This window comes from Trebonia kvetii (genome assembly GCF_007827045.1).
Classification (GTDB): domain Bacteria; phylum Actinomycetota; class Actinomycetes; order Streptosporangiales; family Streptosporangiaceae; genus Trebonia; species Trebonia kvetii.
Genome location: NZ_RPFW01000002.1, coordinates 1,124,996 through 1,140,423 on the forward strand (window position 1 = coordinate 1,124,996; position 15,428 = coordinate 1,140,423).

At 71.4% G+C, this 15,428-nt stretch carries 15 protein-coding genes and 1 pseudogene; 8 read left to right on the forward strand and 8 right to left on the reverse strand.

The window, feature by feature from the left end; translation table 11 throughout:
• Window positions 1-22 precede the first annotated feature (22 nt).
• The 5 genes from EAS64_RS13850 to EAS64_RS13870 are packed head-to-tail and all read left to right on the forward strand — an operon-like array spanning window position 23 to window position 4,841.
• On the forward strand, window positions 23-658 hold the full coding sequence (locus EAS64_RS13850) for a biotin transporter BioY (protein ID WP_222849286.1): 636 nt from the start codon (window positions 23-25) through the stop codon (window positions 656-658).
• Window positions 655-2,271, forward strand: coding sequence for an acyl-CoA carboxylase subunit beta (locus EAS64_RS13855; protein ID WP_145853295.1), 1,617 nt, complete (start codon window positions 655-657; stop codon window positions 2,269-2,271). Before EAS64_RS13850 ends, EAS64_RS13855 begins: the two co-directional genes overlap by 4 nt.
• A complete protein-coding gene (locus EAS64_RS13860) occupies window positions 2,268-2,546 on the forward strand; it encodes an acyl-CoA carboxylase epsilon subunit (RefSeq protein WP_145853296.1) in 279 nt (92 codons plus the stop codon). The genes EAS64_RS13855 and EAS64_RS13860 overlap by 4 nt, the downstream gene beginning before the upstream one ends.
• 16 nt (window positions 2,547-2,562) lie before the next feature.
• Complete coding sequence (locus tag EAS64_RS13865) at window positions 2,563-3,030, forward strand: cobalamin B12-binding domain-containing protein (protein WP_145853297.1); 468 nt, start codon at window positions 2,563-2,565, stop codon at window positions 3,028-3,030.
• A 2-nt stretch (window positions 3,031-3,032) separates the two neighbouring features.
• Window positions 3,033-4,841, forward strand: coding sequence for an acetyl/propionyl/methylcrotonyl-CoA carboxylase subunit alpha (locus EAS64_RS13870; RefSeq protein ID WP_145853584.1), 1,809 nt, complete (start codon window positions 3,033-3,035; stop codon window positions 4,839-4,841).
• On the opposite strand, the gene EAS64_RS13875 is transcribed toward EAS64_RS13870, so the two are convergent.
• The 5 genes from EAS64_RS13875 to EAS64_RS13895 form a co-directional block, all read right to left on the reverse strand.
• Window positions 4,831-5,247, reverse strand: coding sequence for a hypothetical protein (locus EAS64_RS13875; RefSeq protein ID WP_145853298.1), 417 nt, complete (start codon window positions 5,245-5,247; stop codon window positions 4,831-4,833). The genes EAS64_RS13870 and EAS64_RS13875 overlap by 11 nt on opposite strands.
• 136 nt (window positions 5,248-5,383) lie before the next feature.
• A complete protein-coding gene (locus EAS64_RS13880) occupies window positions 5,384-6,349 on the reverse strand; it encodes an electron transfer flavoprotein subunit alpha/FixB family protein (RefSeq protein ID WP_145853299.1) in 966 nt (321 codons plus the stop codon).
• 17 nt (window positions 6,350-6,366) lie between these two features.
• A complete protein-coding gene (locus EAS64_RS13885; protein WP_145853300.1) occupies window positions 6,367-7,143 on the reverse strand; it encodes an electron transfer flavoprotein subunit beta/FixA family protein in 777 nt (258 codons plus the stop codon).
• A gap of 40 nt (window positions 7,144-7,183) precedes the next feature.
• The gene (locus EAS64_RS13890; RefSeq protein ID WP_222849287.1) at window positions 7,184-8,770 is read right to left on the reverse strand and encodes an acyl-CoA mutase large subunit family protein; all 1,587 of its coding nucleotides are present in this window, start codon (window positions 8,768-8,770) and stop codon (window positions 7,184-7,186) included.
• A 125-nt stretch (window positions 8,771-8,895) separates the two neighbouring features.
• Complete coding sequence (locus EAS64_RS13895) at window positions 8,896-11,958, reverse strand: AfsR/SARP family transcriptional regulator (RefSeq protein ID WP_222849288.1); 3,063 nt, start codon at window positions 11,956-11,958, stop codon at window positions 8,896-8,898.
• Between the two features lie 292 nt (window positions 11,959-12,250).
• On the opposite strand from EAS64_RS13895, the gene EAS64_RS13900 reads away from it, so the two are divergent.
• Window positions 12,251-12,478, forward strand: a complete 228-nt coding sequence (locus tag EAS64_RS13900) for a hypothetical protein (RefSeq protein ID WP_145853301.1) — start codon at window positions 12,251-12,253, stop codon at window positions 12,476-12,478.
• 34 nt (window positions 12,479-12,512) lie between these two features.
• Here EAS64_RS13900 and EAS64_RS43555 read toward each other — a convergent pair.
• Window positions 12,513-12,656, reverse strand: a pseudogene (locus tag EAS64_RS43555) (VOC family protein); the annotation flags it as partial.
• 69 nt (window positions 12,657-12,725) lie between these two features.
• Here EAS64_RS43555 and EAS64_RS13905 point away from each other — a divergent pair.
• Both EAS64_RS13905 and EAS64_RS13910 read left to right on the forward strand, forming a co-directional pair.
• Window positions 12,726-13,223: a DinB family protein gene (locus EAS64_RS13905; RefSeq protein ID WP_145853302.1), complete on the forward strand. Its 498-nt coding sequence runs from the start codon at window positions 12,726-12,728 to the stop codon at window positions 13,221-13,223.
• Window positions 13,224-13,235: 12 nt separating this feature from the next.
• On the forward strand, window positions 13,236-13,589 hold the full coding sequence (locus EAS64_RS13910) for an iron chaperone (protein WP_145853303.1): 354 nt from the start codon (window positions 13,236-13,238) through the stop codon (window positions 13,587-13,589).
• On the opposite strand, the gene EAS64_RS13915 is transcribed toward EAS64_RS13910, so the two are convergent.
• Window positions 13,567-14,316 (reverse strand): Mut7-C RNAse domain-containing protein, encoded by a 750-nt coding sequence (locus EAS64_RS13915; protein ID WP_145853304.1) that lies wholly within the window; start codon window positions 14,314-14,316, stop codon window positions 13,567-13,569. The genes EAS64_RS13910 and EAS64_RS13915 overlap by 23 nt on opposite strands.
• A gap of 245 nt (window positions 14,317-14,561) precedes the next feature.
• A complete protein-coding gene (locus EAS64_RS13920; protein WP_145853305.1) occupies window positions 14,562-15,419 on the reverse strand; it encodes a GNAT family N-acetyltransferase in 858 nt (285 codons plus the stop codon).
• Window positions 15,420-15,428: the final 9 nt, after the last annotated feature.

Sequence of the window (15,428 nt, forward strand, 5' to 3'; positions counted from 1 at the left end):
AGACCCAGTTTCAATATAGGTGGTGGACATCTTGACCGCATCGATCGCCCTGCCGGTCCGTCGTCCGGTGCTGGCGGAGGCGCTGCCGGCGGCGTGGACCAGGACCGGCGTCACCATCCTGCTCGGCACGGCACTGACCGCGCTCGCGGCGCAGGTGTCGATTCCCGTTCCTGGGTCTCCGGTGCCCATCACCGGGCAGACCTTCGCCGTCCTGCTGACCGCGGCCGCGCTCGGCCCGGCGCGTGGCGTGGCCTCACAGGCCCTGTACCTGCTGCTCGGCCTGGTGGGACTGCCGGTGTTCGCCGGAGCGAGCGCGGGCAGCCACGTGGTCTTCGGTGCCAGCGGCGGCTACCTGATCGGGTTCATCGTCGCGGCTGCGATCGTCGGCGCAGGCGCGCGGCGCGGCGCGGACCGCTCACCGGTGCGCACCCTGCTGCTTTACGCGCTCGCCTCAGTCGTCATTTACGCGATCGGCACGACGTGGCTCTGCCTGGACACCGGCATGAGCGCCAGCGCGGGCATCGCCGCGGGCGTGACGCCGTTTATCCCTGGCGACATCGCCAAGGCCCTGCTCGCCGCCGGGCTGCTGCCCGGGGCGTGGTGGCTGCTCGGGCGTGGCCGTTCCGCTGCTGACGAGAACGGAGCGAGCGCGCGATGACCACCCCCGGTGCCGGGACAGTTGACACGAGTACGGGCGACGGCGCGCTGGACCCGCACACCACCGCGGGCAAGCTCGCCGAGCTCGAGCGGCGGCGGTACGAGGCGGTGCACGCCGGATCGGCCGCCGCGGTGGAGAAGCAGCACGCGCGGGGGAAGCTGACCGCGCGCGAGCGGATCGCGCTGCTGCTCGACGAGGGCTCGTTCGTCGAGTTCGACCAGCTGGCCAGGCACCGGGCACACGGGTTCGGCATCGAGAAGAACCGCCCGTACGGTGACGGCGTGGTGACCGGGACCGGCCTGGTCGACGGCCGGCCTGTCGCGGTCTACTCCCAGGACTTCACCGTGTTCGGCGGTTCGCTCGGCGAGGTCTACGGCGAGAAGATCGTCAAGATCATGGACCACGCCATGAAGGTCGGCTGCCCGGTTGTCGGGATCAGCGACGGCGGCGGCGCCAGGATCCAGGAGGGCGTGACGGCGCTCGGGCTGTTCGCGGAGATCTTCTTCCGCAATACCCGCGCCTCCGGCGTCATCCCGCAGATCTCGCTGATCATGGGGCCGGCGGCAGGCGGCGCGGTCTACTCCCCCGCCATCACCGACTTCACGCTGATGGTCGAGGGCACCAGCCACATGTTCATCACCGGACCCGACGTGATCAAGACGGTCACCGGGGAGGACGTCAGCTTCGAGGACCTCGGCGGCGCCCGCACGCACGCCACCAGGTCCGGCGTGGCGCACTACCACGCGAGCGACGAGCAGGACTGCATCGAGTACGCCCGGCTGCTGCTGTCCTACCTGCCCTCGAACAACCTCGATGAGCCGCCCGTTTCCCTTGTTGATCCGGATCTGGGGATCGGCCCGGGCGACGAGGAACTCGACACGCTGATACCGGACTCGCCGAACCAGCCGTATGACATGCACCGGGTCATCGAGACGGTGCTTGACCCGGACACCTTCTGCGAGGTCCACCAGGACTTCGCCGCCAACATCGTGGTGGGGTTCGGCCGGGTCGCCGGGTCGCCGGTGGGGGTGGTGGCAAACCAGCCGATGGTCCTGGCCGGCTGCCTGGACATCGACGCGTCGGAGAAGGCCGCCCGGTTCGTGCGGACCTGCGACGCGTTCAACATCCCGGTGCTGACCTTCGTGGACGTGCCCGGGTTCCTGCCCGGCACTGCCCAGGAGTGGGCGGGCATCATCCGCCGCGGCGCCAAGCTGCTGTTCGCCTACGCCGAGGCCACCGTTCCCAAGATCACCGTCATCACCCGCAAGGCCTACGGCGGCGCGTACGACGTCATGGGGTCCAAGCACCTCGGCGGCGACATCAACCTGGGCTGGCCCACCGCGCAGATCGCGGTCATGGGCGCCCAGGGCGCGGTCAACATCCTGTACCGCCGTGACATCGCGGCCGCGGATGACCCTGAAGGGCTGCGAGCCAGCAAGATCACCGAGTACGAGGACAGGTTCGCTAACCCGTACATCGCCGCGGAACGCGGTTACCTGGATGGGGTCATCCGCCCGGCAGAGACCCGGCTGGCGGTGACGCAGGCGCTGCGGTCACTGGCCAGCAAGCGGGAGACGCTGCCGCCGAAGAAGCACGGAAACATCCCGTTGTGAACGCGGTGAACGGGTTTGCCGGGCCCGCCGGGGTAGAGGCATTGCCCGTGATCACCGTGACCCGTGGCCGGGCGACGGACGCCGAGCTCGCCGCCGTGACAGCCGTGCTGTTCGCGGTGCGGTCGGCGGCCGCTCTCGCCGCTGACGCCGCCGCTGCCGCCGCCATCGCGCGGCGGCCGGGCTCCTCCCCGTGGGCGGAATCGGCCCGGCCGCGGCCGGATACGCTGCCGCGTCCCAGCCGCCGTGCCTGGCGTGCCTCCGCCCTGCCCCGCTGACCCCCTGAGGAGGATCATGACCACGCTGAGCAGCTCCCCGCCGCCATCCGCCGCGCTGTCGGCGGTGCCTTCGGCCGTCCCGCGTGCCCGCGTCCGGGTGGTGATCGCCAAGCCAGGTCTTGACGGTCATGACCGCGGCGCCAAGGTGGTGGCGCGCGCGCTGCGCGACGCCGGGCACGAGGTCATCTACACCGGGCTGCACCAGTCCCCGGCGCAGATCGTCGCCACCGCCATCCAGGAGGACGCCTCGGTCATCGGTCTCTCCGTGCTGTCCGGCGCGCATCTGACGGCGACCCAGGACGTGCTCAGCCTGCTGAAGCAGCAAGGAGCGGGCGACGTGCAGGTTATCGTCGGCGGCATCATCCCGGCCGCGGACATCCCCGTACTTCGCGACATGGGGGTGCACGCCGTGTTCACACCAGGCGCGGATCTAAAGTCAATCATTGAGCTCATTGAGCAGGCAGCTGGAACGGAGCGGGCATGACCCTGGCCAAGGTGCTTATCGCCAACAGGGGCGAGATCGGGGTGCGGGTCGCCCGGGCCTGCAGGGACGCCGGGATCGGCAGCGTCGCGGTGTACGCGGAACCGGACCTGGACGCGCCGCACGTGCACGCCGCGGACGAGGCGTACGCGCTCGGCGGCGACACCCCCGCCACCAGCTACCTGGACATCGGCAAGATCCTCGCGGCGGCCGCCAAGTCCGGCGCCGACGCCATCCACCCCGGCTACGGCTTCCTGTCGGAGAACGCCGACTTCGCCCAGGCCGTCATCGACGCCGGGCTGACCTGGATCGGCCCGCCGCCTTCGGCGATCCGCGACCTCGGTGACAAGGTGGCCGCGCGGAAGATCGCCCAGCGGGCAGGCGCCCCGCTGGTGGCCGGCACCGCCGATCCGGTCTCCGGCGCGGCCGAGGTGGTCGCCTTCGCCGAGGAACATGGCCTGCCCGTCGCGATCAAGGCGGCGTTCGGCGGCGGCGGCCGCGGCCTCAAGGTCGCACGCACGCTCGAGGAGATCCCCGAGCTGTACGAGTCGGCGGTCCGCGAGGCGGTCGGCGCGTTCGGCCGCGGCGAGTGCTTCGTCGAGCGCTACCTCGACCGGCCTCGGCACGTGGAGACGCAGTGCCTTGCCGACGCGCACGGCGCCGTCGTGGTCGTGTCCACCAGGGACTGCTCGCTGCAGCGGCGCCACCAGAAGCTTGTCGAGGAGGCCCCGGCGCCGTACCTGACCGCCGAGCAGGAGCAGGTGCTGCGCGCGGCGTCCAAGGCGATCCTGCGCGAGGCCGGCTATGTGGGCGCGGGGACGTGCGAGTTCCTCGTCGGCCAGGACGGCACCGTCTCCTTCCTCGAGGTCAACACCAGGCTGCAGGTCGAGCACCCGGTCACCGAGGAAGTCAGCGGCATCGACCTGGTGCGGGAGATGTTCCGCATCGCCGAGGGCGAGCCGCTCGGTTACGACGACCCGCCGCTGCGCGGCCACTCCTTCGAGTTCCGCATCAACGCCGAGGACCCCGGCCGCGGCTTCCTGCCCGGTCCCGGCACCGTCACCGTCTGGCAGCCGCCCACCGGTCCGGGTGTCCGGGTGGACGCGGGCGTGCGGGCGGGCTCGGTGATCGGCCCCGCCTGGGACTCGCTGCTCGCCAAGCTGATCGTCACCGGGGCCACCCGCCAGCAGGCGCTGCAGCGCGCCGCCCGGGCACTCGCCGAGTTCGAGGCCGGCGGCCTGGCGACCGCGCTGCCGTTCCACCGGGCGGTCGTCGCCGACCCCGCCTTCGCACCGGAGACGCACGGCCTGCCGGGACCGTTCAGCGTGCACACCCGGTGGATCGAGACCGAGTTCAACAACGACCTGATGGCGTGGAGCCCCGACGAGGCGGGCGAGCCTGCCGGGTCTGCCGGGCGGCAGAGCGTCGTCGTGGAGGTGGACGGCAAGCGCCTCGAGGTGACGCTGCCGGAGTCGCTGGCGTTCGCGGCCCCGGTGCCCGGTCTTTCTGGCGCTGGCGCCGCTGGGGGGCGGGGTGCGGCGCGCAGCGGGCAGTCGAGGCGTTCTTCCCGGGGGTCTGGTCAGCACGGGACCGCGTCCGGGGACACGCTGACCGCGCCGATGCAGGGCACCGTCATCAAGGTCGCCGTCTCTGAGGGAGATCAGGTCAACGCTGGTGACCTGATCCTCGTGCTCGAGGCGATGAAGATGGAGCAGCCGGTGAACGCGCACAAGGCCGGCACCGTCACCAAGCTGACCGCCGCCGCCGGCGCCACGCTTACCAGCGGCGCCGCGATCTGCGACATCACCGACTGAAGATCAACCGACTGAAGATGGCGCCAGTGAGCCGCAGCAGCGCCAGCTCGCGACGGCGCCGCAGCGCGATCATGATCAGCGTGTTGAGAACCGCGATCGACGTGAAGGTGAAGATCATGGCGACGAAGAACGGCCCGAGCCAGTTGTTCAGCTCGTCGTTGACGGCGTTCGCGGTGACGAGCGAGGCGCTGTCGCTCAGCTGGAGTCCGGGGTACCGCTGAACCAGCGCCCGCAGGCGACCGGCCACATCCCGGGTGTAGACCGCCACCACGGTGGCTCGAGTTTGCGTGCCGTCGCCCAGCGTGACCGCCACCCGGTCGCCGACGCGGGCGTGCGCGGCGTCGGCGCGGTGCCGCCCGAGGGCGATCGCGTCGCAGTGCAGGCCGTTGAGTGCGCCCGCAGTCACGCCGACGTCGAGGCCGCCGCCCTGCCCGCCGGCGAGAATCTGAGCGGTCCTCGCCTACCAGACCGGGCTGTTCGACTGGGCACCCGTAGGAATAGTTGATCTTCACCCGCCGGGTCCCCGGCGGGTGAAGAACAAGCTAGCCCTTGTGCTTTTGGATTTCGTCGATGAGCTGGGGGACGACGGTGAACAGGTCGCCGACGATGCCGTAGTCGGCGATCTCGAAGATCGGCGCTTCGGGGTCCTTGTTGATCGCCATGATCGTCTTGGACGTCTGCATGCCGGCCCGGTGCTGGATCGCGCCGGAGATGCCGACCGCGACGTACAGCTGCGGGGAGACGGTCTTGCCGGTCTGCCCGACCTGGAACTGGTGCGGGTACCAGCCCGCGTCGGTCACCGCGCGAGAGGCACCCACGGCGGCGCCGAGGCTGTCGGCGAGCTTCTCGATGATGGCGAACCCGTCGGCCGACCCGGTGCCGCGCCCGCCGGAGACCACGACCTGCGCCTCGGTCAGTTCCGGCCGCTCGCCCTTCTCCGCCACGACCCGCTCGCTGATGACCGCGGTCTTGGCCGCGTCCGAGGCCGCGAAGGAGACCGCCTCCACCGCGGCCGCGCCGGCCGATGCCTCGGGGCTGATCGCGTTCGGGCGGACCGCGATGATCGGGGTGCCCGCCTTCACGGTGGAGTGCACGGTGATCGACCCGCCGAAGTTCGGCTGCTCCGCCACCGGCCCGCCGTCGCCGGCGGTGACGTTGACCGCGTCGCTGAGCACCCCCGAGCCTGTCTTGACCGCCAGCCGCCCGGCGATCTCCTTGCCCTCGGTCGTCCCGGCGACCAGCACCGCCGCCGGCGACACCGAAGCGACCAGCTGCGCCAGCAGCTCCGCCGCCGGCGCTACCACGTACGACGTGAAGTCGGCCGAGTCGGCGGCGTAGACCTTCTCCGCGCCGTACTCCCCGAGCCGCCCCGCCGCGGCCTGCGCGCCGGGCCCCGTCCACACCACGGCGGGCGCGCCGAGCCGCCTGGCGGCGGTCAGCAGTTCCAGGGTGACCTTCTTGACCTCGCCGTCCGCGGTGTGCTCCGCGAGGACCAGTACCTCAGCCATTTGCTCCAGTCCCCTTCTCAGATGAACTTCCGCCCGGCGAGGAACCCGGCCGCCTTGCCGCCGCCGTCACCCTCGTCCTTCACGATCACGCCTGCAGTGCGCGGCGGGCGGGCGGCGAAGTCATTCACCCACGTCGCCGCACCCGCCAGCCCCACCGAACCGGCGTCGACGGACAGCTCGGCCAGGGACAGGACCTGCACCGGCTTCTTCTTCGCCGCCATGATCCCCTTGAACGTCGGGTACCGGGGCTCGTTGATCTTCTCCACCACCGAGACGACGGCCGGCAGCTGCCCGCTCACCACCGCGTACCCGTCATCGCTCACCCTGCGAATGGACACCGAGGTCCCGTCAACGTCCACCTTCGACGCCAGCGTCAGCTGCGGCACCCCCAGCCGCTCGGCCACCATCGCGGGCACCATCCCGGTCCGCGCGTCCGTCGACTCCGACCCGAAGATCACCAGGTCGAACCCGGTCACCGTGAGCGCCGCGGCGAGCGCAAGCGACGTCGCGAGCGCATCCGACCCGGCCAGGCCGGCGTCCAGCACGTGGACGGCCTTGTCCGCGCCCATCGACAAAGCCTTCCGGACCGACTCCGCCGCCTTGTCCGGCCCCATCGACAAGATCGTCACCTCACCGCCGTGCGCCTCCGCGATCTTCAGCCCCTCCTCGATCGCGTACTCGTCAAGCTCATTGATCAGCCCGTCGAGCGAGGCACGGTCCAGCGTGCCCTCCGGCGTGAGCCTGCGCTCAACCGCCGTGTCAGGCACCTGCTTCACGCAGACGACGATATTCATAACGGATAAAACCAACCCTTCTCCGGGGTGTTGTGCAGATTCAGAAACGGTCCTGGGGCTGGTAGGTGCCCCAGACGTCGCGCAGGGCGTGGGCGACCTCTCCGCCGGTGGCCCGCAGCTTCAGCGCCTCGCGCATGGGCGGCAGGACGTTGCCGGTGCCGTCGGCGGTCGTACGGAGCTCGTCGAGCGCGCGGGTAACGGCGGCGTTGTCGCGTTCGCGGCGGAGCACGGCGAGGCGTTCCCGCTGGTCGGCCTCGATCTGCGGGTCGACGCGCAGCGGCTCGTAGGGCTCCTCGTCGGCGACCAGGTACTTGTTGACCCCGACGACGGTCCTGGTCTTGTCGTCGATCTCCTGGGCGACGCGGTACGCGGACGCCTCGATCTCGTTCTTCTGGAAGCCCTGCTCGATCGCGGCGACCGCGCCGCCCCTGTCCTCGACCGCCTGGATCAGGCCGAGCGCCGCGGCCTCGAGCTCGTCGGTCATCGTCTCGATGGCGTAAGAGCCGGCGAACGGGTCGATGATCTTGGTGACGTCGGTCTCGTAGGCGATGACCTGCTGGGTGCGCAGCGCGAGCCGCGCGGCCTTCTCCGTGGGCAGCGCGATGGCCTCGTCGAAGGAGTTGGTGTGCAGCGACTGGGTGCCGCCGAGCACGGCGGCGAGCCCCTGAATGGCGACGCGGACCAGGTTGACCTCGGGCTGCTGCGCGGTGAGCTGCACCCCTGCGGTCTGCGTGTGGAACCGCAGCATCTGCGACTTGGGGTTCTTCGCGCCGAACTCGTCCCGCATGATGTGCGCCCAGATGCGGCGCGCGGCGCGGAACTTGGCGATCTCCTCGAGCAGGGTGGTCCGCGCGACGAAGAAGAACGACAGCCGGGGCGCGAAAACATCGACGTCGAGGCCCGCGGCGATCGCGGCCCGCACGTACTCCTTGGCGTTGGCGAGAGTGAACGCGATCTCCTGGGCGGGCGTGGCGCCGGCCTCGGCCATGTGATAGCCGGAGATGGAGATGGTGTTCCACCGCGGAATCTCCCGCTGGCAGTACGCGAAGATGTCGCTGATCAGCCGCAGCGAGGCCTTCGGCGGGTAGATGTAGGTGCCGCGGGCGATGTACTCCTTGAGCACGTCGTTCTGGATCGTCCCCGTCAGCTTGCTTCCCGGGATGCCCTGGTCCTCCCCCACCAGCTGGTAGAGCAGCAGCAGGGTGGCCGCGGGCGCGTTGATCGTCATCGACGTGGAGATCTCGCCGAGTGGCAGGCCGTCGAACAGCACCCGCATGTCATCGAGCGAGTCGATGGCCACGCCGACCTTCCCGACCTCGCCGCGCGCGATCGCCTCGTCGGAGTCATAGCCCATCTGCGTGGGCAGGTCGAACGCGACGCTGAGCCCGCCGGTGCCGTTGGCGACGAGCTCGTGGTAGCGGGCGTTGGACTCCTTGGCGGTGCCGAAGCCGGCGTACTGCCGCATCGTCCACGGGCGCCCCGTGTACATCGACGGATAGACGCCCCTGGTGAACGGGAACGTGCCCGGTTCGCCGAGCGCGGTATCCGGGTCGAAGCCTGCCAGTTCGGCTGCGTCGTAGACAGCCTTGAGCGGCACGCCGGATTCGCTGCGAACCACGTCGTCCACGGAAGAACCACCACCTATGGAACTCGATCTCATTAAACGATACTCAGTATCACATGCCGCGCGCAAGAGCCAGACCTTGGCATGGCCGAACGATTCCGTGGCTTCCCTACCCAGGCCAGGGACATTCAGCGCGGCACGAGGTCTCCAGGATCGTGCGCTTGCCCGCGCTCCAGCGCGGCGAGCCTGCCGCGGATGGCCTCGGACTCGGGTGCGCCGATTTCGGCGTAGACCTCGAGCGCGCGCACCAGGTGACGTTTCCCGACGGTGACGTCGCCGCAGGCGGTTAGCGCGGCGCCGAGGCCGGCGTGCGCGCGGGCCTGCTCGTAGGCGTCTCCGGTCTGGCTGGCCAGGGTCAGCGCGGCGGCGTGGCCGGCGCGGGCCTCCTGCGGACGGCTCGCGGCCATCATGATTTCACCGACGCCGTTGAGCGCCTCGGCCTCACCGGTCCTGTCACCGATCTCGCGGAACAGGGCAAGCGCCTGCTTGAAGCAGTCGATGGCCTGCTCAACCTGGCCCAGCCGCAGGTAGGCGATGCCAAGGTCGGGCAGTGCGCTTGCCAAACCGTTGCTGTCGCCGCCATCCCGGAAGCGCGCCAGGGCCTGCTGGTACCAGCCGACGGCGTGCCCGTAGTCCGCAAGCCGGATGGCGATCGAACCGAGATTGGCGATCGCGCGGGCCTCGCCTGTCGTGTCGCCCGCCTCGCGGGTCAGCGCGAGCGCCTGCCGCTGGCAGTCGCTCGCCTCGTCGTAGCGGCCCTGCCGTTCGTAGACGATGCCGAGGTTGCCGAGCGCGACGGCCTCGGCGGCGCGGTCACCCGTTGCCGCTGCCACCGCCATGGCTTGCCGCTGATAGCCGATCGCCTCCGGATAGCGTCCCTGCCGCCAGCTGATAATGCCGAGGTTGATCAGAGCGGTGGCCTCCGCGGCGCGGTCATCCGCCAGCCGCGCAGCCCGGCTGGCGTGGCCGTGCACGGTGACGGCGTCGGCGTAGTGCCCGCCCGTCTCGAGGTAGCGGTACAAGGTGGCGGACAGCCGGGTGCTGTACGACGGAGCGCCGCGGGTCGCCGCGTGCGCGGCCACCGCGACCAGGGTGGCCCGCTCGGCGTCCAGCCAGGCGCGGGCTTCGGCGGTGCCGGCCGGCCGGGGAACCGCCGTGCCGGGCGCGCGGTCGGGCGCGGGCGGGCGGTAGTGCTTCTCCGCGGGGACCAGGACGTCCATCGCGCCCGCCGCCGCGCCGAGGTAGTAGTCGTACAGTCTGATCAGCGCCTCGTGCGGGGCGTCGCCCTGCTCGCTGTCCTGCTCGGCGGCGAGGCGGCAGGCGTAGGCGCGCAGCAGGTCGTGCATGCCGTACCTGCCCGCGCCGACCGGATGGATCAGGTGCGCCCTGGCGAGCAGGACGAGGTGGTCGCGGGCGTGGGTGGCGGACACCCCTGTGAGCGCGGCGACCGCGCTCGGGTCGAAGTCGGATCCGGGATGCAGGCCGGCCAGCCGGAACGTGCGGGCGGCGCCGGCCGGCAGGTGCCGGTAGGACCAGGAGAACACGCCGCCGATCGCGGTGCGGGCGTCGCCCCCGGCATCGAGCAGGTCGAGCCGCCGCTGCTCATCGGCGAGTTCGCCCGCCAGTTCGGCCAGGCTGCTTTGCTGGCTGTCCACGGCGAGTTCCGCGGCCACCCGCAGCGCGAGCGGCAGCCGCGCGCACTGCGCCGCCAGGGCCGCCGCGGCATCGGGCTCCACGTCGACGCGGTTCCCGATCAGCGCGCGCAGCAGTCCCAGCGCGTCCGACTGCGGCAGGATGTCCAGGTCGATCCGGCGCGCGCCATGCCGGGCGACGAGTCCGGCGAGCGAGTCGCGGCTCGTCACGAGCACGAGGCAGGACGGGCAGCCGGGCAGCAGCGGACGGACCTGCTCCACGCTCGCGGCATTGTCGAGCAGCACGAGCATCCGCCGCCCGTCGAGGAGGCTGCGGTAGGCGGCGGCGCGCTCGTCGTCACCGGGCGGGATCTGCTGCCCGGCCATGCCGAGCGCCCGCAGAAAGCCGGCGAGCGCGTCGGCCGGCGGCACCGGCTGACCGGGGTCGTAGCCGCGCAGGTTCACGTACAGCTGACCGTCGGGGAACAAGCCCGCCGCCTGCCGCGCCCAGCGCACGGCGAGTGCGGTCTTCCCCACTCCGGCCGTGCCGGACACGACGGTGATCGCCACGGCGGGTGACGGCGTGGCCGGCAGGTCAAGCGCGGCGAGCTCCGCGGCGCGCCCGGTGAACGCGGCCACGTCCGCGGGCAGCTGGGCGGGCGCGGGCCGCGGCCGCTCCCCCGGCGGCAGTTCCGCGGGCGGCCGTCCCCCGGGCGGCTGGGCGTGCTCAGCCGCGCCGTCCTGTGCCGTCTGCTGTTTCTCGTGATCCGGCGCGACGTCAAGGGCGGGATCGGCGGCGAGGATCCGCGCGTGCAGCTGCCGCAGCTCCGTGCCTGGCTCGATGCCGAGCTCGCCGGCCAGCACGCGGCGGGCGTCGGCGAACGCCGCGAGCGCCTCGGCCTGCCTGCCGCTCAGGTACAGCGCGAGCATCAGCTGGGCGCGGAACCGCTCCCGCAGCGGATGCCCGGCGACCAGTTCGACCAGCCGCTGCACGGCCTCGGAGTGGCGGCCGAGCGCGAGGATCACGTCGACATGCTCTTCGGCCGCGGCAAGCCGCTGCTCGCTGAGCCTGGTGCGGACGATCTCGGCCAGCGGGCCGGGAATGCCGGCCAGCGCGGTCCCCTGCCACAGCCGCAGCGCCACGTCGAACTGCCCGGCCGCGCCCGCCAGGTCGCCCGCCGCCAGCGACGCACGCGCCGCGGCAAGCCGCTCCGCGAATACCTCCGTGTCGAGCTGCCCCGACGCCAGCGTGAGCTGGTACCCCGCCTGCGTGGCAAGCAGCGTTCTGCTCGGCGCCCGCCGCTCCCGCCCGGGTTCGAGCACCGCCCGGAGCCTGGCCACGTGGACGTGCAACGCGTTCACCGACTGGGCGGGCAGGTCCTCGCCCCAGATCCCGTCGATCAGCTCGTCCCGCGCCACCACCTGGTTGGCACGGACCGCGAGCAGTCCGAGCACCGCCCGCCGCTGTGGCGCCCCGAGCTCAAGCTCCGTGTCCCCCCGCCAGGCACGCACCGGCCCGAGCACGGCCACCCGCAGTGGCTGTTCCTCGTCGGCGGTCACTGATGTCACTCTCCAGCTGGGCCAGCGGGGTCTGCCTGGCCCTGGTGCTTGCCGTCAGGAAACGACGTCCTCACCGTATCCGGGTTAGTCCGCAAACGTCCGGTCTTGACCAGATATCGCGGCCAGGGTTACGGCCATCGGTCCTGCGCCTGAACAGGCCGTTCAGCCGGCGTTAAGAGGACAGCAAGAGCGGCTGCGCCATTGTTGTCGCGCTGTGTTGTCGCCGGATCGCCAGCTGGGGGCCTGGGCTGACGTGCGGCATCAAGACGACTGAGGACAGGAGTTGGTGCGGATGGCCGCCGTCAACGACGTGATGGCGGCGCAGACTCAGGCGGCGAACGCGGCCGCCTACGCCGCCACCGGGGCCGGCGGAACTGCGATCCGCTGTCCGGTGATGATCACCGGGATGCGGCAGGTCGGCACGGTCAACTTCGACCTCCTGGTCGAGTTCGACCTGACGGTGACACCGGAGGGGATGGCACCGTCAGCCATGAGGGGCGAATTACGGGCGGGCCAGTGATTTCACTGGCCCGCCCGTCATGGTTTCTTCCGCCTTACCAGGGCCCGAACACGCAGAACTCGTTGCCTTCCGGGTCGTGGAGCAGCACATGGTCGTCGTACCTGGCGACGAGGCTCGCGCCAAATCCCGCCAGGCGTTCCATTTCGGCCCGGACCGAGTCGCAGCTCACATCCAGGTGGACGCGGTTGAGACGATATCCAGGAGTCTGGCCATGGCACCATCATTCCTGTCCCGCTAGCTTTTGGTCATGGCCGATCAGAAGCCGCCGCGGCTTGCCCGCGGCGAAGCGGAGACCGTGCGCGCCTTGCTGCAGTACCAGCGGGAATCGCTGGTGCGCAAGGTGGCGGGCCTCGATGAGGACTCGGCGCGCTGGTCGCCGGTGGGCAGCGGCACCAGCCTGCTGTGGCTGATCGGGCACATGGCCGACGCGGAGGTCACCTGGGTGCTGCGCCGGTTCGCTGGGCACGACCCCGCGCCGCCTTCCGGCGAGACGCCGGCCGCGACACTGACGGCCGCGGTCGATGCCTACCGGCAGGTGTGGCAGCGGGTGGACGCCGTGGCATTCTCCGGCGCCGGCCTCGACGAGCTGTGCCGGCGGCCCGACGCCGATCCGCCGGTGAGCCTGCGCTGGGTCCTGCTGCACCTGCTCGAGGAGACCGCGAGGCACGCCGGGCACGCGGACATCATCCGCGAACTGATCGACGGCGGCACCGGCCGGTTACGGCTCCGCGCGCACCTGCCCTGACACAATGGGGCCATGTCCGCTCAGGAGATCGACCAGTACCTGGATGGCCTGGAGGAGCCGAAGCGCGCGACGCTGGCCCAGCTGCGCGAGACGATCCTCACCGTCCTGCCAGAAGCCGAACAGGGGATCGCCTACAACCTTCCAGCGTTCAAGGTCCGGGGAAAGGTGATCGCCGGGTTCGCGGCGTTCAAGAACCACCTGAGCTACCTGCCGCACAGCGGTTCGGTCTTCCCCCAGCTCAAGGACGAGCTGGCCGGGTACACGACCACATCCGGCTCTCTGCACTTCGACATCGACCGCGGGCTGCCCGCGCCCCTCGTCGAGAAGCTGATCGCGGTGCGCCTCAGGCAGGCCTTTCCCGACTGAGGTTGTCCCGTGACGCGGCGACCGCGGCGAGCGCGGAATCGACGACCTGCTGCAGCCGCTGGCTGTGCGCGCCCCGCCAGTACACCCGGCCGCAGCTCAGGCAACGGGAGAAGGCCTGATACGTGCGCCGCGTCCCCGCCTCGAGCAGCGGCTCGACATCGGCCTTGCTGGCCGGTGCCAGGCGGCCGTTGCAGGCGGTGCACCGCGTCCACGGCGCGAGCGGCGGCGCGAACCGGTTCAGCACGTCGCGCAGCTGTTCGTCGGGGAGGTCGCCGCGTACGTAGGCCCCGAGCCACAGCAGGCGACGGCAGAGCAGGCCACGGTCGCGGGTCAGCAGTACCCGGCCGGTCGCGTTCGCCTGCTCGATCAGCGCGTCGTCGTCGGCGTCGTTGGCGTACGCGGTATCCACCCCCGCCAGCCGCAGCCAGCGGGCCAGCGTGCCAAGGTGAACGTCGAGGACGAACCGCGGCGACGGCAGCGGCTGCGGCCGGCGGACGGCCTCGATCCCGGCAACGTCTTCGGCGGCCAGCCGGTACGAAGCGACGGCCTGCTGGCCGTTGACGGTCAGCACGCCGGTCTCCGGCAGCGGCACGCCGAGCGACTCCACCACATGCCCGAGCGACGAGAGGCCGTCACAGGCCACCGTGACCCGCCCGGCCCGGTGCCGCGGCGCCAGGAACATCCGCAGCTCGGCGGTGAACCTGACCTCTGCTTCCGGTCTGCCCATCCTGCCAGTCTGCCTCGGAACCGGTGGCCGGACATGACAGCGCCCCCGAGAGCGCGTGCTCACGAGGGCGTGCCGTGGCCGGTGCGATGGTCGCCTCACGGCGAAAGGCGCAACATGGCTCCAGCCGGACGGTATTCCATGAAGGCAGTGGGTTGAGCCCGGGGGACACTAACGCACCGACACGAAGGAAGGAACGCGAGACCGGCCAGCCCTATTCCAGCCACGCCGCCCGACGGGCGAAGGTTTCAGGCGAGCGCCGGGGACGGCACCGCCCGGTACGGGTCGATCAGGTCCGGGTCGGTCGCCATGAAGATGTCGTATTCATCGATCCGCCACCCGGTACCGAGAAGCGCCCTGACCGCCGGGTGCGGCGCCGGCACGCAGGCAAGCGCCTGGCCGTCCGCCGGCTCCAGGGCGGCCAGCACCGCGAGCACGGCGGCGGCCGCGTCGGCGCTGCCCGCCGACGGGGCGAGCGCCAGGTGGGTCAGTCCGTACCCGCTGCCCGCGCCGCCTGCCGTCGCGGCCGCGAGCAGCTGACCGTCGTGCCGGGCAAGCAGGCTGGTTCCGCCAGGTCGCGCCGCCCACGCGTGATGATCGGCGGACCGGTCGGCGCCGGTCCAGGCCAGTTCAAGCGCGGCCACCTCGGCGGCGTCCGCCGCCTCGGCCGCCCAGCCCGCCGGCGCCGCGATGGCATCCACCCGGCCGCGCAGGTACAGCAGGGGCCACCAGGCATCAAGACCGAAGCCGGTATACAGCGGAAGCGCGTTCCTGTGCAGGCTGCTGAAGGTCATCCGGCGCCCGTCACCGGGCCACAGCCGGGCCAGCAGCGCCCGGCCGCAGCCGGCGCCGTGCAGCCGCGGGCTGACGAACAGGTCGCAGAGCATGCTGACCGCGGCGGGTCCGCTGCCGATCTGACGGGTGGCGCCGAAGCCGACGACCGAACCGTCAAGCACCCCGACAACCACGTTGCCCTGCGCGAGCAGATGCGTCATGTAGGCGGGATCGGCCCCGCCCCATTCCTCGTCCTGCCCCGTAGCCAGCGCCACGGCGGCGATCTGCGGCAGGTCAGCCGCGACCGCGTCGCGCACCTCAATCTCCGTCACAGCCGAAAA

Bases quoted from the DNA above. Each gene is read 5' to 3' on its own strand.
- EAS64_RS13855 (WP_145853295.1), top strand. From the start codon at position 655: ATGACCACCCCCGGTGCCGGGACAGTTGACACGAGTACGGGCGACGGC.
- EAS64_RS13865 (WP_145853297.1), top strand. From the start codon at position 2,563: ATGACCACGCTGAGCAGCTCCCCGCCGCCATCCGCCGCGCTGTCGGCG.
- EAS64_RS13880 (WP_145853299.1), bottom strand. From the start codon at position 6,349: ATGGCTGAGGTACTGGTCCTCGCGGAGCACACCGCGGACGGCGAGGTC.
- EAS64_RS13885 (WP_145853300.1), bottom strand. From the start codon at position 7,143: ATGAATATCGTCGTCTGCGTGAAGCAGGTGCCTGACACGGCGGTTGAG.
- EAS64_RS13900 (WP_145853301.1), top strand. From the start codon at position 12,251: ATGGCCGCCGTCAACGACGTGATGGCGGCGCAGACTCAGGCGGCGAAC.
- EAS64_RS13905 (WP_145853302.1), top strand. From the start codon at position 12,726: ATGGCCGATCAGAAGCCGCCGCGGCTTGCCCGCGGCGAAGCGGAGACC.
- EAS64_RS13910 (WP_145853303.1), top strand. From the start codon at position 13,236: ATGTCCGCTCAGGAGATCGACCAGTACCTGGATGGCCTGGAGGAGCCG.
- EAS64_RS13915 (WP_145853304.1), bottom strand. From the start codon at position 14,316: ATGGGCAGACCGGAAGCAGAGGTCAGGTTCACCGCCGAGCTGCGGATG.